At 75.0% G+C, this 25,231-nt stretch carries 19 protein-coding genes; 12 read left to right on the plus strand and 7 right to left on the minus strand.

Annotation, left to right across the window (positions count from 1 at the left end; genetic code table 11):
- Window positions 1-28 precede the first annotated feature (28 nt).
- Together ACFQ6N_RS11435 and ACFQ6N_RS11440 are read left to right on the plus strand one after the other, a co-directional pair.
- The gene (locus tag ACFQ6N_RS11435) at window positions 29-4,312 is read left to right on the plus strand and encodes an NEW3 domain-containing protein (RefSeq protein WP_380648557.1); all 4,284 of its coding nucleotides are present in this window, start codon (window positions 29-31) and stop codon (window positions 4,310-4,312) included.
- On the plus strand, window positions 4,309-5,004 hold the full coding sequence (locus ACFQ6N_RS11440; protein WP_380648558.1) for a hypothetical protein: 696 nt from the start codon (window positions 4,309-4,311) through the stop codon (window positions 5,002-5,004). Before ACFQ6N_RS11435 ends, ACFQ6N_RS11440 begins: the two co-directional genes overlap by 4 nt.
- Window positions 5,005-5,084: 80 nt before the next feature.
- Here ACFQ6N_RS11440 and ACFQ6N_RS11445 read toward each other — a convergent pair whose 3' ends face one another.
- The gene (locus ACFQ6N_RS11445) at window positions 5,085-5,681 is read right to left on the minus strand and encodes a DUF6368 family protein (protein ID WP_380648559.1); all 597 of its coding nucleotides are present in this window, start codon (window positions 5,679-5,681) and stop codon (window positions 5,085-5,087) included.
- Window positions 5,682-5,724: 43 nt separating this feature from the next.
- Window positions 5,725-7,371 carry an FAD-dependent monooxygenase gene (locus ACFQ6N_RS11450; RefSeq protein WP_380648560.1) on the minus strand — a complete coding sequence of 549 codons (1,647 nt, stop codon included), beginning with the start codon at window positions 7,369-7,371 and terminating at the stop codon, window positions 5,725-5,727.
- Between the two features lie 79 nt (window positions 7,372-7,450).
- Here ACFQ6N_RS11450 and ACFQ6N_RS11455 point away from each other — a divergent pair, with 79 nt between their 5' ends.
- A complete protein-coding gene (locus ACFQ6N_RS11455; protein WP_380648561.1) occupies window positions 7,451-8,011 on the plus strand; it encodes a CGNR zinc finger domain-containing protein in 561 nt (186 codons plus the stop codon).
- Between the two features lie 79 nt (window positions 8,012-8,090).
- Here the strand turns inward: ACFQ6N_RS11455 and ACFQ6N_RS11460 are convergent, their stop codons facing one another.
- Complete coding sequence (locus ACFQ6N_RS11460; protein ID WP_380648562.1) at window positions 8,091-8,984, minus strand: hypothetical protein; 894 nt, start codon at window positions 8,982-8,984, stop codon at window positions 8,091-8,093.
- A gap of 284 nt (window positions 8,985-9,268) precedes the next feature.
- Between ACFQ6N_RS11460 and ACFQ6N_RS11465 the strand changes: the two genes are divergently transcribed.
- The 5 genes from ACFQ6N_RS11465 to ACFQ6N_RS11485 all read left to right on the plus strand — a co-directional run bounded on the left by ACFQ6N_RS11465 (window position 9,269) and on the right by ACFQ6N_RS11485 (window position 15,494).
- Window positions 9,269-10,327 carry a helix-turn-helix domain-containing protein gene (locus tag ACFQ6N_RS11465; RefSeq protein ID WP_380648563.1) on the plus strand — a complete coding sequence of 353 codons (1,059 nt, stop codon included), beginning with the start codon at window positions 9,269-9,271 and terminating at the stop codon, window positions 10,325-10,327.
- Between the two features lie 346 nt (window positions 10,328-10,673).
- Window positions 10,674-11,066, plus strand: a complete 393-nt coding sequence (locus ACFQ6N_RS11470) for a hypothetical protein (protein WP_380648564.1) — start codon at window positions 10,674-10,676, stop codon at window positions 11,064-11,066.
- A 110-nt stretch (window positions 11,067-11,176) separates the two neighbouring features.
- The gene (gene lanL / locus ACFQ6N_RS11475; RefSeq protein ID WP_380648565.1) at window positions 11,177-13,960 is read left to right on the plus strand and encodes a class IV lanthionine synthetase LanL; all 2,784 of its coding nucleotides are present in this window, start codon (window positions 11,177-11,179) and stop codon (window positions 13,958-13,960) included.
- A 2-nt stretch (window positions 13,961-13,962) separates the two neighbouring features.
- Complete coding sequence (locus tag ACFQ6N_RS11480) at window positions 13,963-14,094, plus strand: hypothetical protein (protein ID WP_380648566.1); 132 nt, start codon at window positions 13,963-13,965, stop codon at window positions 14,092-14,094.
- A 110-nt stretch (window positions 14,095-14,204) separates the two neighbouring features.
- Entirely contained in the window at window positions 14,205-15,494 is a 1,290-nt protein-coding gene (locus ACFQ6N_RS11485; protein WP_380648567.1) for a lanthionine synthetase LanC family protein, read from the plus strand.
- Window positions 15,495-15,583: 89 nt separating this feature from the next.
- Here the strand turns inward: ACFQ6N_RS11485 and ACFQ6N_RS11490 are convergent, their stop codons facing one another.
- Entirely contained in the window at window positions 15,584-17,047 is a 1,464-nt protein-coding gene (locus ACFQ6N_RS11490; RefSeq protein ID WP_380648568.1) for an MFS transporter, read from the minus strand.
- Window positions 17,048-17,057: 10 nt separating this feature from the next.
- Window positions 17,058-17,849 carry a glycerophosphodiester phosphodiesterase gene (locus ACFQ6N_RS11495; RefSeq protein WP_380648569.1) on the minus strand — a complete coding sequence of 264 codons (792 nt, stop codon included), beginning with the start codon at window positions 17,847-17,849 and terminating at the stop codon, window positions 17,058-17,060.
- Between the two features lie 422 nt (window positions 17,850-18,271).
- On the opposite strand from ACFQ6N_RS11495, the gene ACFQ6N_RS11500 reads away from it, so the two are divergent.
- The 4 genes from ACFQ6N_RS11500 (at window position 18,272) to ACFQ6N_RS11515 (ending at window position 23,800) form a co-directional block, all read left to right on the plus strand.
- The gene (locus ACFQ6N_RS11500) at window positions 18,272-20,317 is read left to right on the plus strand and encodes a PEP/pyruvate-binding domain-containing protein (RefSeq protein WP_380648570.1); all 2,046 of its coding nucleotides are present in this window, start codon (window positions 18,272-18,274) and stop codon (window positions 20,315-20,317) included.
- 209 nt (window positions 20,318-20,526) lie between these two features.
- On the plus strand, window positions 20,527-21,963 hold the full coding sequence (locus ACFQ6N_RS11505) for an acetyl-CoA carboxylase biotin carboxylase subunit family protein (protein WP_380648571.1): 1,437 nt from the start codon (window positions 20,527-20,529) through the stop codon (window positions 21,961-21,963).
- Window positions 21,964-21,994: 31 nt separating this feature from the next.
- Window positions 21,995-23,125 carry a nucleotide disphospho-sugar-binding domain-containing protein gene (locus ACFQ6N_RS11510; RefSeq protein WP_380648572.1) on the plus strand — a complete coding sequence of 377 codons (1,131 nt, stop codon included), beginning with the start codon at window positions 21,995-21,997 and terminating at the stop codon, window positions 23,123-23,125.
- A gap of 171 nt (window positions 23,126-23,296) precedes the next feature.
- A complete protein-coding gene (locus tag ACFQ6N_RS11515; RefSeq protein ID WP_380648573.1) occupies window positions 23,297-23,800 on the plus strand; it encodes a hypothetical protein in 504 nt (167 codons plus the stop codon).
- A 21-nt stretch (window positions 23,801-23,821) separates the two neighbouring features.
- Here the strand turns inward: ACFQ6N_RS11515 and ACFQ6N_RS11520 are convergent, their stop codons facing one another.
- Both ACFQ6N_RS11520 and ACFQ6N_RS11525 read right to left on the minus strand, forming a co-directional pair.
- A complete protein-coding gene (locus tag ACFQ6N_RS11520; protein ID WP_380648575.1) occupies window positions 23,822-24,391 on the minus strand; it encodes a hypothetical protein in 570 nt (189 codons plus the stop codon).
- 67 nt (window positions 24,392-24,458) lie between these two features.
- Entirely contained in the window at window positions 24,459-25,211 is a 753-nt protein-coding gene (locus tag ACFQ6N_RS11525; RefSeq protein ID WP_380648576.1) for a DUF2625 family protein, read from the minus strand.
- Window positions 25,212-25,231 lie beyond the last annotated feature (20 nt).

A 25,231-nucleotide genomic window follows, 5' to 3' on the forward strand; every position in this document is an offset into this window, starting at 1 on the left:
ACCTCCCCTCCGGAAAGGAACCACCCCCGTGCCGGTCACCATCACCGCCGTCGAGAGCACCGACCTGTTCGTCGGCCCCGAGGACGCCCCGCGCCAGATCCTGCGGGTCACGACCGAGGGCCCGGCCGCCCGGATCACCGTCAGCGGCCCGGGCGTCCGCGGCGAGGCGACCGGCACGGGGCTGGTCGAAGTCCCGCTGGAGATCGGCCCCGAGGCCCGGCCGGGCGACCGGATCCCGGTCACCGTCCGGGCGGAGGGCGACGCCCAGGGCGGGGCCGCCACGGACGGGGCCACGGACGGAGCCGCGGAAGGAGTCGTGGAAGGAGTCGTGGAGGTCGCCGAACCCGGGTGGACGATGTTCCTGGTCTCGCACTTCCACTACGACCCGGTCTGGTGGAACACCCAGGCCGCCTACACCTCCCCGTGGGAACTGCTCTCCGCCGACGCCACCACCCGGCCGCTCTGGGAACGCAACGGCTTCGCCCTCGTCGACGCCCATATGGACCTCGCCCTGCGCGACCCGGTGTACAAGTTCGTCCTCGCCGAAGTCGACTACCTGAAGCCGTACTTCGACCAGCACCCGGAGCGCCGCGAGACCCTGCGGCAGCTGCTGGAGCGCGGCCAGGTCGAGCTGGTCGGCGGGACGTACAACGAGCCCAACACCAACCTCACCGGCGCCGAGACCACCATCCGCAACATCGTCTACGGCATCGGCTACCAGCGCGACATCCTCGGCGGCGACCCGCGGACCGCCTGGCAGCTCGACGTGTTCGGCCACGACCCGCAGTTCCCCGGCCACCTCGCCGCGGCCGGCCTCACCGGCAGCGCCTGGGCGCGCGGCCCCTTCCACCAGTGGGGCCCGATCCAGAAGAACTTCCGCGAAGCCAAGGACGACGCCCGGGTCATGCAGTTCCCGAGCGAGTTCGAGTGGATCGCCCCCGGCGGCGAGGGCGTGCTCACCCACTACATGCCGCACCACTACTCGGCCGGCTGGTGGATGGACTCCTCGCCCGACCTCGCCACCGCCGAACAGGCCGTCTACGAGCTGTACCGGAAGCTCAAGCCGGTCGGCGCGACGAAGAACCTGCTGCTGCCGGTCGGGACGGACTACACCCCGCCGAACAAGTGGGTCACCGAGATCCACCGCTCGTGGGCCGACAAGTACCTCTGGCCGCGCTTCGTCTGCGCCACCCCGCGCGACTTCCTCGACGCCGTCCGCGCCGAACTCGCCGCCACCGGACGGCGGCCCAGCCCGCAGACCCGCGACATGAACCCGGTGTACACCGGCAAGGACGTCTCCTACATCGACACCAAGCAGGCCCAACGGGCGGGCGAGGTCGCGGCGGTGGACGCGGAGAAGCTGGCCACGCTGGCCGCCGTGCACGGACTCGGCCGCTACCCGGCCGCCGCGCTCGACAAGGCCTGGCGCCAACTCGCCTACGGGGCGCACCACGACGCGATCACCGGCTCCGAATCCGACCAGGTGTACCTGGACCTGCTCGGCGGCTGGCGCGAGGCCCACGACCTGGCCGCCGCCGTCCGGGACACCGCGCTGGACGCGCTCACGGCCCGGATCGCCACGGCGGGCCGGGGCTCGGCCGTGGTCGTGACCAACACGCTGTCCTTCGACCGGACCGACCTGGTCGCCGTCGAACTCCCGGACGGCGTACGGTCGGTGCGGGTGCTGGACGACCGTGGCGAGGCCGTGCCGAGCGCCGTCGACCGGGGCACCCTGCGGTTCCTGGCCACCGACGTCCCCGCGCTCGGCTGGCGGACCTGGCGGATGGTGGAGGGCGCAGCCCCGCAGCCGTGGACGGAGGCGGAAGGCGCGGTCATCTCCAACGGGCGGTACCGCGTCACCGCCGACCCGGCGCGCGGCGGCGGGCTCTCCTCGGTCCACGACCTGCTCCACGAGCGGGAGTTGATCCAGGACGGACGGATCGGCAACGAACTGCGCGTCTACCAGGAGTACCCGCAGCACCCCGACTTCGGCGAGGGCCCCTGGCACCTGGTCCCGAGCGGCCCGGTGGCCGGCTCCGGGGAGTCCGCCGCCGCCGTCCGCCGGGAGACCGGGCCGCTCGGCGAGCGCCTGGTCGTCGAGGGCACGGTCGACTCCGTCCGGTACCAGCAGACCGTGACCCTGTGGCGCGGGCTCGACCGGGTGGACTGCCGGACCCGGGTCCTGGACTACTCCGGCGCCGACCGGCTGCTGCGGCTGCGCTTCCCGGTGGACGTCCCCGGTGGACTGCCGGTCAGCGAGGTCGCCGGCGCGGTGGTCGGACGCGGCTTCGCCATGCCGGACGTCGACTCGGCGGAGGCGCCGTGGACCCTGGACAACCCGGCGAACACCTGGTTCGGGCTCGGCGCCACGGCGCGCGTCGACCTCACCGACCAGGCGGGGACAGCCGTCGGCTCGCGCGCCCTCGGCGTGGCGGAGGTCGTCGTCCCGACACTGGACGATGCCGCCGACGCCCGGCCGCTGGTGGTCGCGCTGGCGCGGGTCGGCGTCACGGCCACGACCTCGGGCGCCGACTGGGCGCGGTACGGCTGGCTGGACGTGGACTCCAACCTGCCGGACTTCCGCATCGTCGTCGGAGGCCCGGACGTCAACGACGCGGCACGGGAGTTGATCGAGCGCGCCGGCGAGGAGTACGCGACCGTCCTGAAGGCGCACGGCGCGGTGTGGGTGCCGGCGCTGACCCCGCTCGCCGAGGTCTGGCAGCCGGACGCCGACCTGCGCGACCTGCGGGCGCTGCCCGCGCTGATCGTGGCGGACCCCTCCGCGCTGGTCGACGACCTCGCCGACGCCCGGATCGCCGCCGTCTGCCCCTCCGCCGGTGCCGAACACCTCGCCGACCGGCTCGCCGACCGCACCGTGGCACTGCTCAGCTTCGGCCTGCCCGGCTTCGCCGTCGACGCCACCGGTGCCCTGCACCTGTCGCTCATGCGCTCCTGCACCGGCTGGCCCTCCGGCGTCTGGATCGACCCGCCCCGGCGGACCCTGCCCGACGGATCCTCCTTCCAACTCCAGCACTGGACACACGAGTTCGGCTACGCGCTGGTCGGCGGGGACGGCGACTGGCGGGACCGGACACTGCCCGCGCAAGGCCAGGAGTTCAACCACCCGCTGTACGCCCGGATCGCCCCGGCGCAGGAGGGCCCGCTGCCGGCCACCCTGTCCTGGCTGCGGGTCGAGCCGCAGCGCGAGGTGCTGCTCGGCGCGCTCAAGCCGGCCGGCAACCCGATCGCGCACGGCTCGGCGGCCCGGGGCGGTGCCCAGAGCGGTGCCGGGGCCGGGACCGGTGCCGGAGGCGACCTCACGGTCCGGCTGGTCGAGGCCACCGGGCTCGGCCGGACGGCGCGGTTCGGCGGCGCGCTCTTCCTCGACGAGGTCCGACCGGCCGACCTGCTGGAACGCCCGCTCGGTGCCGCTGCCGAGGCCCTGGACCTCCCCGGCTCCCGGATCGCCACCCTGCTGGCCACCCCCGGCGTCACCGCCCCGGCGGACGGACCCGTCCTCGGCCCGGTCGCCGAACCCGCCCAGCCCGTCCACGCCCGCTACTGGCTGCACAACCGCGGCCCGGCGCCGCTCGGCTACCTGCCGGTGTCCATCGGCGCCTCGCCCGGGCTGCTGCGCACGGCGGGTGAGCCGGTGACGCTGTCCGTCGCCCTCTCCTCCCAACTGCGGGACGCGGCGGTCGAGGGCACGGCGGTGGTCCTGCCGCCCGAGGGCTGGGCGAGCAGCCTCGGCAGCCGCCCGTACCGGCTCGCACCCGACGGTCACCTCCGCTTCCCGGTCACCCTCACCCCGCCGGCCGACGTCCGGCCCGGCCTGCACTTCGCCGCCGTCCGGATCGAACACGACGGCCAGCGGATCGAGGACGTGGTGACCATCGCCGTCGGCGACCTCCCCGAGCTGCTGCCCGTCCCCGGGGACACCCCCGAGGACTGGACGGCCGCCCAGGGCAGCAAGGCCACCACGGGGCGCGACACCGGCCTGTCCGTCGAGGTCTCGCACGAGACCCTGCGGGTCGCCCCCGGCGGTCGCGCCACCCTGGGCCTCACCCTCACCAACCGCACCCGCGGCGAGATCCGCGGCGAACTGCAACTGGTCTCGCCGTGGGGCACCTGGGGCGCCGTCGCCGACCCGGTGCGCGGCTTCACCGTCCCGGCCGACTCCGTCGCCACCGTGGACTTCGCCGTCGCCGTCCCCGAGGCGACCGACCCGGGCGCGTACTGGGCCCTCGCCAAGGTGATGTGGTTCGGCCGCTGCCAGTACGCCCCGACCGTCGCCCTGGTGGTGGAGGCATGACCCTCGGCCTGCTCGACGGACACCCCGTCCCACGCACCGCCCTCGACCGCAGGCTCGCCGCCCTCCGCACCGGCCCGCGCTCCACGGCCCTCCCGCAGCCCGGCAGTTCGGAGGACCGCCAGCTCACCCGGTGGGTCGCCCAGGTGCTCCTCACCGAGGCGCTCTGCGCGACGGTCGCCGCCGAACGCGACCTTCCCGTCGGCGGGGCCGGCCCCGCCCGCCTCGACCAGCAGGCCGCCGTCGAACTCGGCTCCATCACGGCAGCCGCCTACGAGGGCAGCGCCGCCGTCCGGGCCGTCTACCGGGCCGTCACCGCCGACACCGAACCCTCCCCGGCCGACATCGCCCACTACCGCACCCTGACCGCCCGCCCGCCGGCCACCCGCTGGCACATCGCCCTCCCCGACGGCGGCTTCGAGGCCGACCCCGACACGCTCCCGACCGCCCTCGCCGAAGCCCTCCGCGAAGCCCCGCCCGGCGCGTGGGTCACCGTCGGTTCCTGGACGGCGACCCTCCTCGCCACCCTGACCGTCCCCCGCGACCCGGACCCCGCCCCCGCCCTGCGCGACGCCGCCCGCCGCGCGGCGTTCGTCCGCTGGCTCGACGGCGAACGCGCCCGACGCCTCACCCTGGTCGAAGGACTGGAACACCCCGGCGACCCCGCCCAACCCGACAACCACCACCGCCACTGAGGCAGTCCACCCCCGGCCCGCCGCGTCCACCCGGATGCGGCGGGCCGGCGCCGTTCGGGCGTCCGGTCGCGTTCGGTGGGCTACTTGACCAGGCGGAAGCCCGGCCGTTCGGCCCAGGCGCGCAGGAACTCGGCCGTGATCAGCGCGGTGTCCCACGCGTCGTCCGCGAGCCCGAGCAGGCCCGGGAGTCCGGAGACCACCGCCCGCTGCCCGTCCGCCAGTTCGGCCCTGCAGACGCCGCCGACGACGTCCAGGACGGCGGCAGTCAGCAGGGCCGTCGCGACGTGGTCGACCTGCCGGTTGCGGCCGGCGCTGACGTTGACGGCTTGGACCGGCCGGAACCCGAGGACGGCCTCGACCTCCGACTGGTCCTCGTGCTCGGCCTCGAAGGTGGACTCGTCACCGGCGCCGGCCCCTATCAGGTAGAGCGAGAACGACCGTTGGGAGTCCTCGCGCCGTGGGGTGGCCCCCGCCGGGGCCGTGAGCCCCTCGTCCGTGGACCGCTCGCCGCCGGTGTCGGCGATGCCCAGCCGCTCCACCGGCACGTTGACGTGGAACGCGCCCGGGCGCTCCTCGTGGAAGAGGCAGGAGAGCCCCACCACCAGGGCGCGGAACTCCCGCAGCACGGCGGGGGCTACGGGCTCCGCGAGATCGATCACCAGGGTCGGACCAGCCATGCGCGGAGCTTAGGGCATGGCCGGTCCGTGCCGTCGCGGTCCGTCAGGCCGACGGGTCGGGTGCCGGCACCGAGAGGATCCGCCGGAGGGCGGCGAGCAGGTACGTGTCGTCGTCGGCGGGCGGGTGCGGGGCGCGCCAGGCGATGTGGCCGTCGGGGCGGACGAGGAGTGCCGTGCTCTGCGGGGCAGGCACGGGCGGCAGCGGGCGGACGGTGACGGGCAGGCCGGCTGCCGTGGCGGTGTCGGCCTGGTGCTGCCAGGCGGACGCCTCGGCTGGTGCCAGCAGGGCGAAGCCGGGGCCGACCAGGTCCAGGGTGGACGAGGCGCCGGGCGTCCCGGTGAGCGGGAGGTGGGGGAGCCGGGTGCCGGGCGCGCCGCCGGGGTGTTCGTGCTCCGGGTCCAGCGGGGGCCGGACGGGGCTCGCCGGGTCGGTGAGGACGGCGGTGGAGCGGTAGGCCGCCGTGAGCAGCAGCTCGTCGTCGATCCGGTAGCCCGCCCGGGCACGGGAGTTGGCGAGGGAGATGTCGATGACCTGCCGGGCCACCGGGCGCCGCTCGGCCTCGTAGGTGTCCAGCAGGGCCTCGCCGGCCGTCCCGGAGACGACCGCGGCGAGCTTCCAGGCCAGGTTGTCGGCGTCGCCGATGCCGGTGTTCATGCCGTGCCCGCCGGTCGGGGGCACCGCGTGGGCCGCGTCGCCCGCGAGCAGCACCCGGGAGCGGCGGTAGGCCGTGGCGAGCCGGGCGTCCATCCGCCAGGTCATGGTGTCGCGGACGGTGACCGGCAGGTCGGGCAGTCCGGCGGCGTCGCGGACGAGGGCGGCCAGCCGCCGGTGGTCGGTGCGGAGCGTCGCGGCGTCCTCGCGCCCGGCCGAGCCGGGGTCGTCGGGGTCGTACGGGTGCTGGTAGATCCAGTGCCGGTCGTTGTCGACGGCGAGGAAGCCGCCGCGGCCCGGCGCGGTGAGGAAGTAGGCGGCGCTGGCGCGGTCGGCCACGACCTCGCCCAGCGGTGCCTCGAAGCGGACGCTGAGGAAGTGCCCGAGGCCGGTCGGCCCCTCCATGGCGATCCCGGCCGTCTCGCGGACGGTGCTCGCCGCGCCGTCGCAACCGACCAGCCAGTCGGCGCGGACGGTGTGCCGCTCGCCGGTGATCCGGTCCTCCAACTGCGCCTGTACGCCCGAGCCTTGGCCGTCGTCGTGCTGGGTGAACGAGGCCTGGGTGAACGAGGCCCGGACCGATGAGGCCTCGGCGGACGGGACCTCGGTGAACGAGAGCAGCCGGGTGCCGAACCGGACGGCGTCCGGGGCGAGTTCGCGGGCCCGGCGGAGCAGGACGGGTTCCAGGGCGTCCTGGGAGCAGATCAGGCCGGGGGAGGGGGTGCGCCCGGTGCCGTCCGTGTCCCCGCCGGCCACCCCGGTGCGGACGAAGTCCGGGTCGACGAGGTCGCGTCCCCGGTAGAAGTACACCTGTGAGGCCGGGAGTCCGGCCTGCCGGACCTCCTCCTCCAGGCCGCACCGCCGGAGGATCTCCATCGAGCGTGCCGACACCCCGCGCGCCTTGGGGTGCCGTGCGGTGCCGGGGTGGGCCTCGACCAGCAGGTGCGGCACGCCGTACCCGGACAGCAGGACCGACAGGGTGAGGCCGACCGGGCCGCCGCCGGCGATGAGGACGGACGTCGTTGCCGGGAATTCCATTCCACCCCTCCGTAACGTCTAATGCGTTCATTTGACGTTACCATGGTGGGGAGGCGACACCCGAGACGAAGGCGGCCCCATGGCGCAGCACAGGTCCACCCCCCAGGGCCCCGACGACGACAACCCCCGCGGTCTCCACTTCCTCGCCGAACTCGCGAACACCGTCCGCGAGGACCCGGAGGTCGGCCCCGCCGAACTCCAGGCCCTCCTGGAGCGCCACGGCGGCCCGCCCTTCCGCCTCACCGGGGCCGACGCCCGCGAACTCCGCGCCGCCACCGCCCACGTGACCGCCGTCCTCGGTACCGACGACCCCGACGAGGCGGCCGAGGCGATCAACACCCTGCTCGACCGCCACCCGCCCCGCCCCCGGCTGGTCCGCCTCCCTGGCCGCCCCTGGTCCCTGCACACCCGGGCCCCCGCCGACGCCGGCCTCACTCACTGGCTGCTCTCCACCGCGGCCCTCGCCCTCGGCCTGTGGCTCAGCGAGCGCGGCGGCTGCGCCTGGGGGCAGTGCGCCGCCCCGGGCTGCGGGCGCTTCTTCGTCGACACCGGCCGCCGCACCCCCCAGCGCTACTGCTCCCCGCGCTGTGCCACCCGGGTCCGGGTCGCCGCCCACCGGGCCCAGCGGGCCGCCGACTGACGGACCGCCGGACACGGCCCGGCCCCGGCCGCCCTGCGGGGGTGCGGGCGACCGGGGCCGGGAGCTCGGGGGTGTCGCGTCAGTGCTGCAGGACCTCGATCATGTAGCCACCGCAACCGTTGCCGGTGCGCATCGAGGTGACCCACCACCCGGCCGGGATGGTCGAGTTGGCGCACACGTTGATCCCGTTGAAGAGGTTGTTGGTGATGGACTCCACCAGGTGCCCGCCGCAGCCGTTGGCCTGCTGGGCCGAGGTGACCACGTAGCCCGGCGGGATCGGCGAGTCGCCGCAGACGTTGATGCCCGCGAACGGCACGGCGATGTTCCCGCCGAGGTGGCCGCCGCAGCTGTTGGTCTGGTTCTCGGCGGTGACCACCCAGCCGGACGGGATGGGGGAGTCCATGCAGATGTTGATGCCGTTGTAGAGGCTGCTGGTGATGTTCTCGCCCAGGTGTCCGCCGCAGCCGTTGGTGGTCTGCTCGGCGGTGATCACCCAGCCGGGCGGGACGGTCGAGTCGGCGCAGATGTTGATGCCGTTGTAGAGGTTGGCGGTGATGTTCCCGCCGAGGTATCCGCCGCAGCTGTTGGTCTGGTACTCGGCCGTGATCACCCAGTTGGGCGGGATGGGGGAGCTCATGCAGATGTTGATGCCGTTGTAGAGGCTGCCGGTGATGTTCCCGCCGAGGTGGCCGCCGCAGCTGTTGGTCTGGTATTCGGCGGTCACCACCCAGTTGGACGGGATGGGGGAGTCCATACAGATGTTGATGCCGTTGTACGGCGCCTGGACGGTCAGCTCCAGGTAGCCGCCGCAGCTGTTGCTGGTGCGTTCGGAGGTGATCACCTGGCCGGGCGGGACGGGCGAGTTGCCGCAGATCGTGGAGGCCGAGGCGGGAGCGGCGAACGCCACGAGGCCGCCGACGAGGACGGCCAGCGTGGCGACGACGCGGCCGAGCCAGTGTGCGAGGGGTTTCATGCGGTCTCCCGGAGGGGTGGACGTTCCCGGACGGTTCCCAGCTGGTCCCGGGCGGTCCCGGACGGTCCCGGACGGGACGGGTGGTGCACCGGCGAGTCCGGCGGTCCCGGTGCGCCCACCACACTGGCGGGCCGGTCGGTCGCGGCCAACACCGTCGGGACTCGGACAAACAATCACGGAAAACGATCAACCCCTGGTCGCCGACCGAACCGGTGCGGACAATCTCGTCCGGACAATCAATCAGCGCGATGCCGGTGCGGCATCGTCGGACGGGGGAGGGCGCGGTGGGCCGCAGACAACGGAGCCTGGACCCCGACGCGGGGCCGGTCGCGGACTTCGCCCTGCGGCTGCGCGCCCTGCGCGAGCGGGCCGGCAACCCGACCTTCGCCACGATGAGCCGGCGCGTGCACCGGTCGACGACCGTCCTCTCGGAGGCCGCCGGCGGGGTGGACCTGCCGACCTGGGCGACGGTCGAGGCCTTCGTGGAGGCCTGCGGCGTGACCGACCCCGGGCCGTGGCGCGACCACTGGGAGCGGGCCCGCGACGCCCTGGAGGAGCCCGGGCCCGCTCCGGAGCCCGCCGATCCGGCGCCGGCGCCGCCACTCCAGGGGGCCGCGCAGCCCGCTCCCGCAGCCCGGACAGCCGCTGCTCACACGCCCGCTGGTCACATGTCCGCTGCTCACACGTCCGTCGGTCGGACGCCCGAAGCCCAGGCCCCCGCGCCGCAGGCCCCGCGCTGGTGGGCCTCGCGCACCGCCGTCGCGGCCGCCGCACTCGCCGTCAGCCTGACCGCCGGTCTGCTGACGGGCCTCCGGCTCGCCCACGACGCCCCGTCGCCGCAGGCCGGCCCGCAGCCGACGCCGACCCGGGCCCTGCCCACCGTCGTCATCGTCCCGCCGCCCGTACCGCTGCCCTGGCCGGCCGCCGGCTCCGGCTGCGACGCCCGCACCCACTGGGTCTACCAGTACGACCACGCCTACCAGGGCCAGGTCTACGCCCTCCTCGCCCGCCCCGACGGCACGCCCGCCGACACCGACACCACCCTCACCTGGGGCGCCTGGCGCTGGCAGCACCCGGTGACCGTCCAGCCGGGCGCGCCCGCCCAGACCGCCGGCGGCACCCTGCTCCTCTTCACCAAGCTCGACACCAGCCTCCGCGACCCCCTCGTCACGGTCGACACCGCCACCCCGGTCTGCGCGGCCTTCGGCACCGCCGGCCCCACCTCCGTGGCCCCCCTCGTCACCGTCGACGCCAACCAGGGCTGGACCGGCACCGAACCGACCGCCGACACCCCGGACGACCCGTCGACCGTCCCGGACCGGCCGTCGGCCACCCCCGGCTAGCAACGGCCCCCGGGTGGCCACGGCCCCGGGTAGCCACGGCCCCGGGTGGCCCCGGCCGTCCCCGTGCGGCCGGCGGTCACCGAACTCCCGGCCCGCACTCGACCGCACGATCGACTCGCGCACGTCGTCCCCGTGGTACGGAACGGACCCGTGGGGCGCGCGGACGGCCGCGATGCGCCGGGGACGTACGCACCACCGTGCGCCGGGCCACGCCGTTGACGGCGGTCGTTCGGGTACGTCAGGCTCGGTGGACCGCCGGGGACGGGGGCGCCGGCCGTGCCGGGGCCGCCAGGTTGCCGCCCCGGCCGGGATCGTCCAGCGCGCACCCCTTCCCGGAGGTACCGCCATGTCCCTGCGCCGCCCCGCCCTGCCCGGATCCGCCCTCGGGTCCGCCGTCGCCGCCCTGAGCCTCGCTTCCCTGACCCTCGCCGGCCTGCTGCTCCCGGCCGGGGCCGCCCATGCGGCTCCGACCGCCGACTCCTGCGCCCAGAACTGGAGCATCAGCTCCGCCGAGGGCTACGCGAACGGGAAGTGGTGCAACGAGAACACCAAGGTCGTCGGGACGGTGCACGACACCAGGTCCGACGGCCGCTGTCCGTTCGTGCGCGGCAACCTGTCCAACGGGGGCTACGTCGACAGCGACTGGGCGGGCGGCAACGGAAAGTCCCGGGCGATCACCCTCTACGCCCCCTCGGGGACGCGCTTCACCAGCGTCACGATGCGCTACATCAGTTGCTGACGAAGCGTCATCCGCCCGCGAGCCCGAGGGTTCGCGACCCGACTCCACTGGCCGTCAAATCCCGTGCACGGACCTTGTGTCGACGATTTCGGCGTTGCTAGCTTCGCCGTGTGACCTCGCGCTACCGGTCCATTCTCGCGGAAATCCTGACCCCGTCCGACCACGCCGCCGGCTGGCGCGTGCGGCACGCCGCGCCGTGGTGGATGGTGAGCCCGCCGCACCACGCCCCGCGCCGGCAGGGCTGGAAGCTCCATCTGTCGGCGACCCCGGCCTCGGCGCCGGAGGTGCTGGCGCGGGCCGGCCGGGTGCTCGTCGCGCGCGGCTGCGCCTTCAAGTGCGCGGCCGGGCCGAGGGTCACCGCCGAGCTGACCGGGACCCGGGCGCCCCGGGCGCAGTCCGGCAAGTTCCTCACCGCCTACCCGGCCGACGACGGACAACTCCGGCTCCTCGCAGCCGAGTTGTCCGAGGCGACGGCCGGGCTGTCCGGCCCCGCCATCCTGTCCGACCGCCGCTACCGGCCGGACAGCGTGGTGCACTACCGCTACGGCTGCTTCCTCCGGTCCCGGGTGCTCAACGACGAGGGCTTCTACGAGGGCCGGCTGGTGGCGCCGGACGGCAGCTTCCACGCCGACGAGCGCAACCCCTGGTTCTCGCCGCCCCCGTGGGCCGAGGACCCGTTCGCGCCGGCGCCCTCCGCCCCCGTCCCGTCCGCCGCGCCCCGGCGCCGGGGCGGCCCGGTCCTGCTGGCCGGGCGGTACCTGGTCAAGGAGGCGATCCGGCACTCCAACCGAGGCGGGGTCTACCGTGCCGAGGACACCCGCACCGGCGACACCGTCCTGCTCAAGGAGGCCCGGCCGCACGTCGGCGCCGAGCCGGACGGCCGGGACGCCAGGGCACGGCTGCGCCACGAGGCGGAGGTCCTGGAGGGACTCGCCCCGCTGGGCGTCACCCCCCGGGTACGCGAGCTGTTCGAGGCCGGCGGCCACCTGTTCCTGGTCGAGGACCTGATACCGGGGCGCACCCTGCAGCAGTGGACCGCCGAGCACCTGGACCGGGGTGACGGGCAGGTTCCGCTCCCGGCCGCCGTCGGACTCGCCCGCGCACTCGTCGGGCTGCTCGGCGAGGTGCACGCCGCCGGGTTCGTCCTGCGCGACCTCAAGCCCGGGAACGTCATCATGACCCCGGAGGACCGGCCGGTCCTGGTCGACCTGGAACTCGCCGTCCGGACCGGCTCCACCGCGTACCCGGCGGGCACCCGCGGCTTCACCGACCCCGACTGCCTCGACCCCGGGCCGCTCGACGTCGGTCACCTCGACCCCGGTCACCCTGACACCGTGCCCGCCCCCGCGCCCGCGCCCGGCCCGGCGGCGGACTGCTTCAGCCTCAGTGCGACCCTGCTGCACGCGGTGGGCGGCATCAGCCCCGTCCTCGCCGCTGATGGTGCACCGGCCCGGCCGACCGGCGAACGGCTCGCCGCCCTGGTCGCCGCGGCCGCGGACCGGGTCGCGCTGCGCGCCCTCGCACCCCTGGTCACCGGGCTCTCGGCGGAGGCGCCGCAGCGCTGGACGCTGTCGGACGCGGCCGGCTACCTCGCCGCCGGCACCGCCCCGCGCCCCACCGCGCCCGTCCTGTCGGCACCCCCGGCACCCCCGGCACCCCCGGAACCCCCGGAACCCCAGGCACCGCCGACCCCCCGACGCCTCGTCGAGGACGGCCTCGCCCACCTCGCCGCCACCATGGACCCCTCGGCCGAGTACCTCTGGCCCGCCCCGCGCTCCCTGCCGGACGGCGACCCCTGCAACGTCCAACTCGGCGCGGCCGGAGTGCTCGCCGTGCTCGCCCGCGCCGTCCGCTGCGGCCACGAGACCGCCCGGCCCGCGCTGCGCACGGCCGCCGATTGGCTGGACGACCGGCTCACCGAGCCCGGCCGGATCCTGCCCGGCCTCCACTTCGGCCGCTCCGGCAGCGCCTGGGCCCTGCACGACGCGGCGACCACCCTGGACGACCGCCGGCTCGCCGACCGGGCCCTCGGCTACGCCCTGCGCATCCCGCTCGCCTCCCGCAGCGCCGACGTCTGCCACGGCCTGGCCGGCGCCGGGCTCGCCCAGCTCCACTTCCGGCGCCGCACCGGCGACCGGCGCTTCGCCGATCGGGCGCGGGAGTGCGCCGACGGGCTGCTGCGCCTGCTGGGCGCCCGGGACGGGGTGGACTGGCCGCTCGGCCCGGAGTTCCGCGCCGACCTGGCCGGCTCCGGCCACTACGGCTTCGCCCACGGCGTCGCGGGCAACGCGGCCTTCCTGCTGGCCGCCGGCCGCGAACTGCGGCGGCCCGAGCTGACCGACATCGCGCTCGGCGGCGGCGAGGCCCTGTGCGCGCTCACCGACTGGCGCGACGGCGCCGCGTACTGGCCCAAGGGCCCCGGCCGCGCCGGCCGCCCGGGCCTGAACTACTGGTGCCACGGCTCCTCGGGTATCGGCACCTTCCTGCTGCGGCTGTGGCAGGAGACCGGCGACCCGCGCCACCTCGCCCACACCGAGGGCGCCGCACTCGCCGTCCACCGGGACCGCCACCGCCTCGGCCCGGGCAGCTGCCACGGGCTCGCGGGCAACGCCGAGCTGCTCCTCGACCTGTCCTCCGCCACCGGCGACGGCCGCCACCTGGCACGGGCCGACGACCTGGTCCACGGCATCGCCCTGCGCGCGGCGCGGCGCGACGGCCGCCACCTCGTCCCCGACGACACCCTGCGCGAGGTCACCGCCGCCTACAACGTGGGCTTCGGCGGCGTGCTCGACCTCCTGCTCCGCCGCCGTCACGGCGGCCCCCGATCGTGGCTGGTCGACCGGCCGGCCGCGGACCCGCACCACCACCAACCGAACCCCGGAAAGGGGGGATGACGATGGAGAGCACCGTGCTGGAGCTGCAGGAGCTGCCCGAGACCGAGGAGCAGCCGCTGGAGCCGATGATGTGCTGCGACACCGGCCACCACAGCTACCTGCCGACCGAGATCTGTCTCAGCCCGGTCGACTGACGGTCGACCACCACGGTGCTGTGGGAGCCGCCGAGGGGTCTTCCCGACGGGTTGTCCCCGACGGTTGTCCCCGACGTGTTCCCACAGCATCCGAACCGTGAAGGGGGCCGATGGCCGGCGGCACCGACGGCACGGCCTGGGCCGCCCTGCCCGACGGCCCCGCGACGGAAGCGGCCCGCCGCCTGGTCGACACCATCGCCGGGCGGCCGCGCGCGGTGCCCTCGGCGGTCCGGCCCGACCTCGGGGCCGGCGGCGCGGGCCTCGCCCTGGCCTACCACCAGCTCGACCTCTGCCGTCCCGGCGAAGGCTGGCGCGCGATGGCCGTCGGCCACCTGGAGGCGGCCGTCCGGGGCGCGGAGCGGACTCGGCTGCGCAGCCCGGGACTGCTCGGCGGCCTCGGCGGCCTCGCCTTCGCCGCGGGCCGGTTGGGACGACCGGACCTCCTCGGGCCTGACCTCTTCGGGCCTGACCTCTTCGGGCCGGACCTTCTCGGGCCGGACCTTCTCGGGCCGGACACCTTCGGCCCGGACGCCCCCGAGCCCGGCCCGGACAGGCCCGCCCTCGACCGGCGCCGCGCCCTTGACCTGGGCTCCGGCCTGACCGGACGCGGTGCCGTCCTCCTCGACCGCCACGCGCGGGACCCTGGCGCCGCCGCTCGGCTGGCGGCCGTCCTCACCGCGCTCGGTGGTCAGACGGCGGCGTTCCCCGGCGAGTCGCCGGGGATGGCCCACGGCCCGGCCGGTCCGCTGGCCCTGCTCGCGCTGGCCCGGTCGGCGGGCGTCGAGGTACCGGGTCACGTTGCCGCGCTCCGACAGGGCGTGGACCGCCTCCTGACGCACCGCCGGGACGACGACTGGGGCCCGGACTGGGTCCTCGGCCCGGCCCCGGAGCCGAACCGGGGCTCCGACCCCGTCTCCGACCCCGACCCGACCCCGGGCTTGGCCCCGGCCCTGGGCCCGGCCCCGCCGGACGGCCCGGCGGCGGGCCCCGACCGGCAGCCGCTGCCCGCCTCCTGGTGCCACGGCGCCCCCGGCATCGCCCGCGCGCTCTGGCTGGCCGGCACCGCCCTCGACGACGCGCCCCTGCGTGAGCTCGCCCGCGCGTCCCTGCTGGCCGCACTGCGCCGCCCGCCCGGGGTGCGCCGGGTCGACCGGCAGCCGGGCCTCTGCCACGGCCTGGCCGGTCTGCTGCTGATCACCCTCCGGTTCGCCCGGGACACCGCCGACCCGGTGTTCCGGCAGGCGGCGGGGGACCTGCTCCACCGTCTGGCCGACCGGTACGGGGCTCAGCCCGCCGTGGCCCCCGGGCTGCTCGACGGTGCCGCCGGGGTCCTGCTGGTCCTGCTGGCCGCGACGGCGCCCGTGCCGCCCGACTGGGACCGGGCCCTGCTGCTGTCCTGACCGACGGGGCCCGACGGGCGGGTACCGGTCCGGCCCGCCCGGCAGGCCCCGGCCCGCCCGCCCGGTCCGGTCCGGCGCGCCCCGACCCGTCAGAGCCGCTCGGGCACCGGGTTGCCGACGGCCTCGATGGCGCGGCGGACGGGGACCTTCAGGAGCACCGCGAACCCGATGACGAAGAACACCAGCAGCGAGATGATCGCCGAGCGGTAGCTGCCGGTGACCTGGTAGGCGAGGCCGAAGACCAGCGGCCCCATCCAACTGGTGCCCCGGTCGCTCACCTTGTAGAGGCTGAAGTACTCGGCCTCCCGGCCCGGCGGGATGAGGTGGGAGAACAGCGAGCGGGAGAGCGCCTGGCTGCCGCCGAGCACCAGGCCGATCATGCAGGCCAGGGCGTAGAACCAGGCGGGCTGGTGGGCGGGCATGAAGTACCCGAGGGCGAGGGTGACCACCCAGCCGACGAGCGAGCCGAGGATGGTCCGCTTGGCGCCGTACCGCTGGGCGATCCGGCCGAGCAGCAGGGCGCCGCAGATCGCCACGACCTGGACCAGGAGGACGGCGGTGACCAGCGAGGTCTGCTCCATGCCGAGTTCCTCGCTGCCGTAGAGCGAGGCCTGGGAGACGACGGTCTGGATGCCGTCGTTGTAGCAGAGGAAGGCGGCCAGGTAGAGCAGCGTCAGCGGGTGCTTGCGCATGCCCTTCAGGGTGCGGCCGAGTTCGCGCAGGCTGCCGGCGGCGGGCTGGTCGGCCTTGCCGGCAGTGCCGTTCGGTGCATCGCCGTCCGTGGCCGTGCCGCCCGGCGCCGTGGCGCGGTCGACCGGGAGGCCGGCCCGGGAGGGCAGTCGCAGCAGCGGGACGATCGTGAACAGCGCCCACCAGAGCCCGGCCGAGGCCAGGCAGATCCGTACGGCCGTGCCGGAGTCCAGGCCGAGCGCGTCGTGGCCCTCGAACAGCGCCAGGTTGGCGATCAGCAGCAGGCCGCCGCCCGCGTAGCCGTACGCCCAGCCCTTGGAGGAGACCGCGTCGCGCTCGTCGGCGGAGGCCAGGCCGGGGAGGTAGGCGTAGGAGAGCGCGACCGACACCGCGTACGCGATGTTGGCGACCACGAGCAGTGCGCCGCCGAGCAGGTAGCGGTCACCGTCGAGGAAGAACATCCCCATCGTGGCGACGGAGCCGACGAAGGCGAAGCCGCACATCAGTTCCTTGTGCCGCCCGGTGCGGTCGGCGACGGTCCCGGTCAGCAGCATCACCGCGACCGAGAGCAGGACGGAGAAGGAGACCGTGTACGGGAAGAACGATCCGGCACGGATCGACAGGCCGAGCGGGTGCACGTCGCCGGCCGCGTCGGCGGCGCTCTTCGCCACCGAGGTGAGGTAGGGCCCGAGGAACACCGTCAGGACGGTGGCGGAGAAGGCGGCGTTGGCCCAGTCGTTGATGTACCAGCCGAACTGCATCCGGCGCAGGGCCCGGCCGTCGTCGGCGGCGGCGGCCGGTTCGACGACCGGGGCGGTCGGCGGGCCGTCGGGCGGGTGCGTCGCGGAGTTCGTGGTGCTCATGGGGTCCCCATCACCGTGCTGTGGAGCCGGTACTGCCGTCCGTCCAGCAGCCGCGCTCGCCGAAGACGTCCCGCAGGACGTCGATGCGATCGGCCATGATGCCATCCACACCGAGGTCGAGGAGAGCCCTGATCCGTGTGGGATCGTCCACAGTCCAGACGTGGACCTGGAGGCCGAGGCGGTGGGCGGCCCGGACGAAGGCCCGGTCGACGACCCGTACGCCCCGGTGCCGCTCGGGCACCTGCGCGCACACCCCGGCGAACGGCGCCCCGCCTCCCCGGAGCAGGGGGCCGGCGAGCGAGCGCAGCCGCAGCCGGGCCACCTCGCGCGGGCCGAGCGAGGTGGCCAGCCGTGGTCCGGCGGCGGCCCGGACGGCGGCCAGCCGGCTGTCGGAGAAGCCGCCGACGCAGACCCGGTCCCAGGCGTCGGTCCGGCGGACCGCCTCGATCAGCGGGCCGACGGCGGGTGCGGCCTTGACGTCGATGTTGAACCGGGCGTCGGGGAAGGCGCCGAGCAGGTCCTCCAGCAGCGGCACCGGTTCGCTTCCCCCGATCCGGGCCTGCCGGACGGTCTCCCAGGGCAGTTCGGCGAGCGCTCCGGCGCGGTCGGTGACCCGGTCGAGTCGCGAGTCGTGGAAGGCCACCAGCACCCCGTCGGCGGTGGCGTGCACGTCGGTCTCCAGGTACCGGTACCCGAGCGCGACGGCGGCCTCGAAGGCGGTCAGCGAGTTCTCGGGGTGCCCGAGGTCGCCGCCCCGGTGGGCGAAGGCGAGCGGTCCCGGATGGTCGAGGAAGGCGTGCATGTGGTGCTCCGAGCTACTGGGATCCGAGCTGCCGGGTGGGCAGGCGGCGCTGCCCGTTCCACCGCCGTCCCGGACCCCGCGCGCGTTACAGTATTACGCACTCTGTCAAGTAGTAATGCGCGTCACGCACCGTCGTGCGGGCGGGTCCCCGGCTCAGGGCCGTACAGGAATCAACATTTCCGGGGTATTTCCGGACGCTGATCGACCGGATGCCTTCACCTTGTGACCTTTGCCACAGCTTGACCGGCCATCAAGGTTTCGTTGATGGACGTTTTCCTGGCCGAAACAATCCACAGTGGCCTGATGTCAGCTGATTATTCGTCAGAAGTTCGGATTTGATGGCAGTGTGTGTGCAGCCGTACCACCTTCTGACCTGGTGCACACCGATCGTGTACACGATGACGAATGGCTGAACTGTGCGCATGACCCGTTCGGGTCGCAACGAAGCGACCATGCGGACCCGCCCGACAGGCGAGAAGCTCACCATCCAGGAGTTTTCCCAGCTCGCCGGCACTGTCGGGGGCTATCCCTATGTGAAAATCGTGCTGGACCGCGCCGAGTCGGTGCTCCACTTCATCGACAGCGCGGACGGCATGCTCCACGTCCGCTACATCGCGTGCGAGATACTCGGCATGTCGATCGACGAACTCGCCAGCGGGCTCGATTCGTTCAATGACGATGTCTACCGGAATCCCGACCGCCGTTTCTTTCTCGGCACCCTCGCCCTGCACCACCGGGGCGGTACCGCTTCGGACGCGGAGGACGGACCGGCGGCCGGCGCGTTCCTGTCCCTGGAGACCGTCGACGTCGACACCATGTCCCAGGCCATGCTGCGGTCCTTCTTCCACCGGGTGCGCGAACACATCGACCCGGAACTGCCGCTGCTCCTCAAGCCGGCCAACCACCGGCAGGAGGGCTACGCCGCCCGGATCCCGGAGAGCGAGATCCCGCGCGTCCTCTCCCACGAGCTGTACTCCACCGCCTCGTTCGTGCCGCTGAACCCCGGCGAGGCCCACGGGCGGCTGCGGGTCTACCGCTCGGAGGAGGAGTACCGGGCCGACCCCGAGCCGCTGCGGCCGCACGACATCGTGGTGATGCCCCGGGTGCCCGAGGACATCCCCCGGGTGTCCGGCATCATCCACACCGAGCACACCACCCCGCTCTCCCACATCAACGTGATGGCCGCCGGGTGGCGGATCCCGAACGCCGTCGGCATCGGCGCCGCCGACCGGATCGAGCGGGCCGGGCTGAGCGGCGGATGGGCCCGCTACCGGGTCGACACCGACAGCGCCGACATCCGGCTGGACCCCGCGCCGCCGCGGCAGGAGGACCCTGGGCCCGCCTCGCCGACCGCGGCCGAACGCGTCACCGTGGACCGGCCCGACCTCGCGCCGACCCCGGTCACCCCGCTGTCCGCACTGCGCGCCGGCGACCACGTCCGCTTCGGCACCAAGGCCGCCAACCTCGGCGAACTCACCCACCTGCTCCAGCACGGCTCACCGCGCTGGCTCGGCTTCTACCGCGTCCCGCGCCCGCCCCGGGACAACCTGCTGCGCTACCTCGCCCGGCAGCTCGGCCTGCCGGAAGGCGTGGACGACACCGAACTGGACGAAGCCGCCCGGAAGTTGGTGAAGGAGCACGCCCAGGTGCCGCGCGGCATCGTGCTGCCGTTCTCCCTCCAGCAGAGCTTCCACGACTCCTCGGCGGAACTCCGGGACGCCCTCGACCGGCTCGACTCCGCACTCCGGGACGAGCGCCCGGACACCGAGAGGATCGGCGAACTCTGCGGCCGGGTGCGGCACCTGGTCCGTACCGTCCCGCTGCCCGACCCGATCCGCGCCGAGACCGACCGGGCGCTCGACCGGCACCTGTACGGCGCACCCGCCCTGGTCGTCCGCAGCTCCTCCAACGCCGAGGACCTGGCCGGCTTCTCCGCCGCCGGGCTGTACGAGTCGGTGGCGCGGGTCAGCGGCACGGACGCGGTCCTCGACGCGGTCCGCGAGGTCTGGGCCTCGCTGTTCTCGCCGCGCGCCGTCCTACTGCGCCACCAGGCGGGCATCCCGCTGGACCACTGCCGGATGGGCGTGGTCGTCCAGGAGCAGGTCGGCGCCACCGTCGGCGGCGTCCTGGTCACCTGCAACCCGCTGAGCCCGCGGGACTTCCGCGACGTCTACCTCAACATCTCGCCGCGCTCGGTGGCCGAGGTGGTCACCGGCGAGGGCGCCCCGCTCCAGTACCTGTGCAACACCATGGAGGGCACCAGCCGCACCGTCTCGCTGGGCACCGCCACCGTCGACCTGGACGCCGGGACCAAGGACGCCGTGGGCCGGCTGGCACTGATCAGCCGCCTGCTGCAGGCGCACTTCTCGCCGGACGAGAGCTACGCGGCCCCGGTCGACATCGAGTGGGCGGTCGAGGGCGACCTGGTCAGCCTGCTGCAACTGCGCCCCTTCCGCACCGCCGGGTAGCACCGGCCCCGGGCCCCGACCGAGTCCTGTCCGGGCCCTGCCCTGCCCTGCCCTGCCCTGCCCGGGCCCCGTCCCCGCACCGCACCGCACCAGCACCGCACCAGCATCGCACCCGCCCCGCGCCGAACCGGCGCGGGGCGGGCCGGGCGTGCCCCGGGCCGGGCGCGCACGTCCCCGGTCCGAACGAACTTCCCTCAGGAGAAAGCACGTTGAACAGGATCCTGTACGTCTACGTCAAGGGCGGGGCCCCGCTCGACTACGCCTTCCCGCGCATCGCCGCCTGCGGGGAGCTGCACGTCCTCGCGCTGGCCCCGCTGCCCACGATCGGCGAGGAGGTGTGGCGGCCCGCCTGCACCGGCATCGAGACGGTCCCCGACGCGCCGCGCGGCGACGAGCTGGTCGAGCTGATCGTCGACCACGCGAAGGCCATCGGGGCCGACGCGGTGCTGACGCTCTCCGAGTTCGCGGTGCTGGCCGTCGCGCACGCCGCGAGCCGGCTCGGCCTGGCCGGCCCCGGTGCGGGGATCGTCCGGGCCAGGGACAAGCGGCTGATGCGGGAGGCGTGGGCCGCCGCCGGGGTGCCGGTCCCCGGGTTCCGCCGGGTCGACAGCCTCGCGGACCTGGACGCCGCGCTGGCCGCCTTCACGCCCCCGCTGCTGCTCAAGCCCGCCTGGGGCGCCGGGTCGGTCGCCCAGATCGTGCTGGAGTCGCCCGAGGACGCGGCCCCCGCGTGGGCCGGGATCGAGGACGGGCTCCGGGCCGGCAGCCGGGTCGGCATGAACGAGTTGTACGCCCCGGACACCGACCTGGACCGGCTGGTCGAGGAGATCGCCCAGGGCTCCACCGAGGGCTGGTACGAGGAGCCCGGCTACGGCGACTACGTGAGCGTGGAGGGCATCGTCGCGGACGGCGTCTACCGTCCGCTGGCCATCACCGCCAAGCTGCCGACGGTGCCGTCCTTCGTCGAGGTGGCCAGCACCTCGCCCTGCGTCATGCCGGTGCCGCTGCAGCGCCGGATCGAGGAGGTCTCGCGGCAGGCCGTCGACGCGCTCGGCCTGGAGAACTGCGGCACCCACACCGAGCTCAAGCTGATGGCCGACGGCGGGCTGGTGGTCATCGAGACCGCGGCCCGGTTCGGGGGCCTGCTGACGACCCGGCAGGTCCACGAGGTGTTCGGGCTGGACCCGATCGGCATGCTGGTCCGGCAGCTGCTGGGCGAGCGGGTCGAGTACCCGGAGGCGATGCCCACCACCGGGGCCCGGGCCGCCGCCTCGGTGGCCGTCGTCCCGGCCGACGCGGCGGGCGTCCCCTGGCGGACCCGGCCGGTCTGGGACCCGCGGGCGGTCGACTGGCAGAGCCTGCTGTCCCCGGGCAGCACCATCGAGGCCGTCCCCGCCTTCGCCATGCCGGCCGGACAGCCGGTGCCCGCCTTCGACCCCTCCGCGGGGTCGCGCAACTGGCTCGGGGTCTACCTGCTGACCGCCGCCGACGCCGCCACCCTGCGGCGCGACTGCAACGCGGTGCTGAACGGGCTGGAAGCCGCCCTGCACCGCGCGGCCGGGCAGGACGCCGCTCCGGCCGATCCCCACCGGACCGAGCCGGACCGCGCCGAGCCCGACCGGGCCGACCTCAACCCCGCCGGCTGACCCCCTCCCGTTCGACCACCGAGGTTCCCTGATGCGTGTACTGTTCGCCGGCGTCCCCGGCATCGGCCATCTCTTCCCGCTCGTCCCGCTGGCCAGGGCCGTCCGCGCACTCGGCCACGAGGTCGCGGTGGCGTCGATGGACGGCGGCGAGCCCGTCGCCGCCGCCGGGCTGCCCTACCTGCCGCTCGCGCCCGGCGTGGACTGGTCCACGGAGGTCCGGGCGGCCGGCCGCACCGAGCGGCCCGACCTGCTGCGGCGGGTCGTCGAGACCAACGCGGCCGACCGCGAGGCCTTCGTCCCGCTGGCGGCCCACGTCAACAGCCTGGTCGCCGACGCGGCCGTCGAACTCGCCGCCCGCTGGCGCCCGGACCTGGTCGTGTACGACTACCAGTTCCCGGTGGCCCTGCTCGCCGCGAGCACCCTCGGCGTGCCCGCCGTCCAGCACGACCTGGGCTTCGTCCGCACGCCCCGGCTGCGGAAGCTGATGCTCGACGAGATGGCGGAGACCTTCGCCCGGCACGGCGTCGACCCGCTGCCCGAACCCGCCGACACCCTCGACATCGCGCCGCCGAGCATGGCCGGGACGGAGCGCTACGGCCGCTTGCTGAGGCCCGTCGCCTACAACGGCGAGGGCGCCCTCCCCGAGCCGCTCGCCGCCCCGGCCCGCCGCCCGCGCGTCGCGGTGACGCTCGGCACCGTCCCGCCCAGGACCGACGGCCTGACCAGGATCGAGCGCGTCATCGACGCCGCCGCCGGGCTGGACGCCGACTTCGTCCTCGCCACCGGTGACCTGGACCTCGCCACCCTCGCCGCGCTGCCGGACAACGTCCACGCGTACGGCTGGGTCCCGTGGCGCGCCCTGCTGGACACCTGCGCCGCCGCCGTCCACCACGGCGGCAGCGGCACCGCCCTCGCCGCCCTGGACGCGGGCATCCCCCAACTCGCCCTGCCCGACGGCTCCGACCGCTTCATCAACGCCGACGCGGTGCGCGAACGGGGCGCGGGCCTCAGCGCCGGCGCGGAGGAGATCGGCCCGGCCCTGCTGGAGCGCCTCCTCACCGACACCGCGCCGGCCCGTGCGGCGCGCGAGGTCAGCGCGGAGATCGCCGCGATGCCGGGCCCCGACGAGGTGGCGGCGCGCCTCGTGGACCTCGCCGGCTGAGCCCGGACGGCGACGGGCCCCTCGTTGTCAGAGGCGTGGTGTGTAGTGGTGCTCCGACCCGAGCCCCGGGCCCGAACGACGGACCCGGGCTCCGGCCCGACCGCTGTGCCTGACCGCTCTGCCCGACCGCTGGGCCCGAGCCCGCGCCGAGTGTGCCCCGGAGGTGCCCCGATGGCCCGTCTCTACGTCCGTTACGGCCTCGATCCCGACGAGCCGGACACCCCGGTGGCCGTCGTGGTCGTCGATCCCGACGGCACCCCCGGGGAGCGGGCCCTGGAACGGCTCGGCGGCACCTGCTACGAGGGCGACGGGGTCTTCTGCCTCGTCGGGACCGACGGCTGGGCCGAGCAGTCGGTCGAGGACGGCCGGCTGACGGTCGGTATAGCCGTCTACCCCGCCGTGCTGGCGGGGTCGGAGGTGGACCCGGGGGACTTCCCCCTCCGTTCCGCCGTCGACCCCGGGGCAGTCCTCGTGCTGAGCGTCACGACGGCCCTCGACCCGACCGTCGACCCCGCCCGGTACGGCCGGCTCTCCGAGGGGACTGCCGTCTTCACCGCGTCGCCGGACACACCGCTCGACGACGTCCTCGGCCCGGACGGTGACTGGCCGATGCTGCTCGCAGGGCCACCGGAGGCCCCGGCAGGGGAGGTCCCGGCCGGGGCGGACGCGGGGTAGCCGCCAGGTGGCTCAGGTGGCTCAGGCCACCAGATCGGCCGAGGCGGTCTTCGGCGGCCGGTGCGGTACCCTGTCCGGCAGCCTGCGGCCGAGCGGGAGGAGCGCCTCCACCGGGACGCCGTAGGTCAGCACCCGGTCGGCGTCCCTGGCGTGCTGGACGGCGGGGTCCAGTACCCCGGGGAAGCGGGTCCGGGTGCAGGTGCGCCACTGGACGGCGGCGACCCAGCCGGTGGCCATGCCGACGCCCGCGTAGGCGAGGGCCCGGCCGTCCTGCCAGGTCGGGTCGAGGGCGCGCCCGTGCTCGTCGGCGCACCAGGCGTGGCGGGCGACCGTGCCGTCCGCCTCGATCACGAACCCCTCGACGTACGCCAGCCGGTCCGATCGCAGCGCGATGCGCCACGCGTTGGGGAAGCAGGCGCCGTCGTTGGAGCGGCGGGGCAGGCCGGCCGGCCAGCCGGACGGGGCCTGGAGGCGGCCCTGGCCGAGGACCACGGCCTCGGCGGTCAGCCCGCCGCGCCGGGCCCTCGCGCGCAACGCGCCGACAAGGACCTGCTCGTAGCGGGAGGTCACTGCGCTCACGGTGGTGGACACGCTGGCCAGTCTTCTCAACACCCAAGGGCCGCGCGAGAAGTACTACGCCATCCGATGCCGGGCCGCGCTACCCGGCGCCCAGGAAGCCGGGGTCGGGGAACCCGAGCTGCCCGGCGAACTCGGCGGCCACCCCGAGGACTTCGCGCATCGGCACCGCCCGGCGGGAGGTGGCGGACAGGTCCGCCTGCGCCTCCGGCGACCACAGGAACGGGTACACCGTGATGCCCTGGGAGAGCGCGAGCGCCTCGGCCTCGGCGCGCCAGCCGGGCCAGCGGAGGCCGTCGTAGAAGGTCCGCAGGCGGCCCGAGAGCAGCCAGGCGACCCAGGCGGTGTGGCCCATGTCCAGGGCCTCCCACTCCAGCGTGTCGGGTGCGAAGTAGGTCATCTGCCCGGGCGCTCCCGGGCGGCCCGCGGCGGCCGGGTCGTGGCCGTTGAGCGCGAAGACCCCGCCCACCACGTCCTGGCCGACGACCAGGCCGGAGGCCGGGAACCAGGCGGGGTCGAACACGGCGGGGAAGCGGTTGACCCGCCCCAGGCTCGGCAGACGGCCCTCGGCGGCCGGACCGCCGGTGGGGCCGCCGCCGGGCAGACCGCCGCCGAAGACGCGTACCCACCCGTGGTCCAGCAGCAGTCCACCGGTGTTCAGCACCAGGGCACCGAGCGTGGAACGGGCGGTGACCTGCAACTGCAACAGGCAGCGGCGGCCCTCGTCGTGGTCGGCGGGCAGTACCCGGGCGGCCGCAGGGCTCGCCGCGAGCGCCGTCGCCAGCTCGGGCCAGGCCGGATCGTCCACCGCGGTCAATTCCTCGATCGCACGCATCCGAGGATGATCGCACCGCC

The sequence above is a fragment of the Kitasatospora sp. NPDC056446 genome (assembly GCF_042796115.1).
GTDB lineage: Bacteria > Actinomycetota > Actinomycetes > Streptomycetales > Streptomycetaceae > Kitasatospora.

Bases quoted from the DNA above. Each gene is read 5' to 3' on its own strand.
- ACFQ6N_RS11440 (WP_380648558.1), top strand. From the start codon at position 4,309: ATGACCCTCGGCCTGCTCGACGGACACCCCGTCCCACGCACCGCCCTC.
- ACFQ6N_RS11445 (WP_380648559.1), bottom strand. From the start codon at position 5,681: ATGGCTGGTCCGACCCTGGTGATCGATCTCGCGGAGCCCGTAGCCCCC.
- ACFQ6N_RS11450 (WP_380648560.1), bottom strand. From the start codon at position 7,371: ATGGAATTCCCGGCAACGACGTCCGTCCTCATCGCCGGCGGCGGCCCG.
- ACFQ6N_RS11455 (WP_380648561.1), top strand. From the start codon at position 7,451: ATGGCGCAGCACAGGTCCACCCCCCAGGGCCCCGACGACGACAACCCC.
- ACFQ6N_RS11460 (WP_380648562.1), bottom strand. From the start codon at position 8,984: ATGAAACCCCTCGCACACTGGCTCGGCCGCGTCGTCGCCACGCTGGCC.
- ACFQ6N_RS11470 (WP_380648564.1), top strand. From the start codon at position 10,674: ATGTCCCTGCGCCGCCCCGCCCTGCCCGGATCCGCCCTCGGGTCCGCC.
- ACFQ6N_RS11480 (WP_380648566.1), top strand. From the start codon at position 13,963: ATGGAGAGCACCGTGCTGGAGCTGCAGGAGCTGCCCGAGACCGAGGAG.
- ACFQ6N_RS11485 (WP_380648567.1), top strand. From the start codon at position 14,205: ATGGCCGGCGGCACCGACGGCACGGCCTGGGCCGCCCTGCCCGACGGC.
- ACFQ6N_RS11490 (WP_380648568.1), bottom strand. From the start codon at position 17,047: ATGAGCACCACGAACTCCGCGACGCACCCGCCCGACGGCCCGCCGACC.
- ACFQ6N_RS11495 (WP_380648569.1), bottom strand. From the start codon at position 17,849: ATGCACGCCTTCCTCGACCATCCGGGACCGCTCGCCTTCGCCCACCGG.
- ACFQ6N_RS11500 (WP_380648570.1), top strand. From the start codon at position 18,272: ATGACCCGTTCGGGTCGCAACGAAGCGACCATGCGGACCCGCCCGACA.
- ACFQ6N_RS11510 (WP_380648572.1), top strand. From the start codon at position 21,995: ATGCGTGTACTGTTCGCCGGCGTCCCCGGCATCGGCCATCTCTTCCCG.
- ACFQ6N_RS11515 (WP_380648573.1), top strand. From the start codon at position 23,297: ATGGCCCGTCTCTACGTCCGTTACGGCCTCGATCCCGACGAGCCGGAC.
- ACFQ6N_RS11525 (WP_380648576.1), bottom strand. From the start codon at position 25,211: ATGCGTGCGATCGAGGAATTGACCGCGGTGGACGATCCGGCCTGGCCC.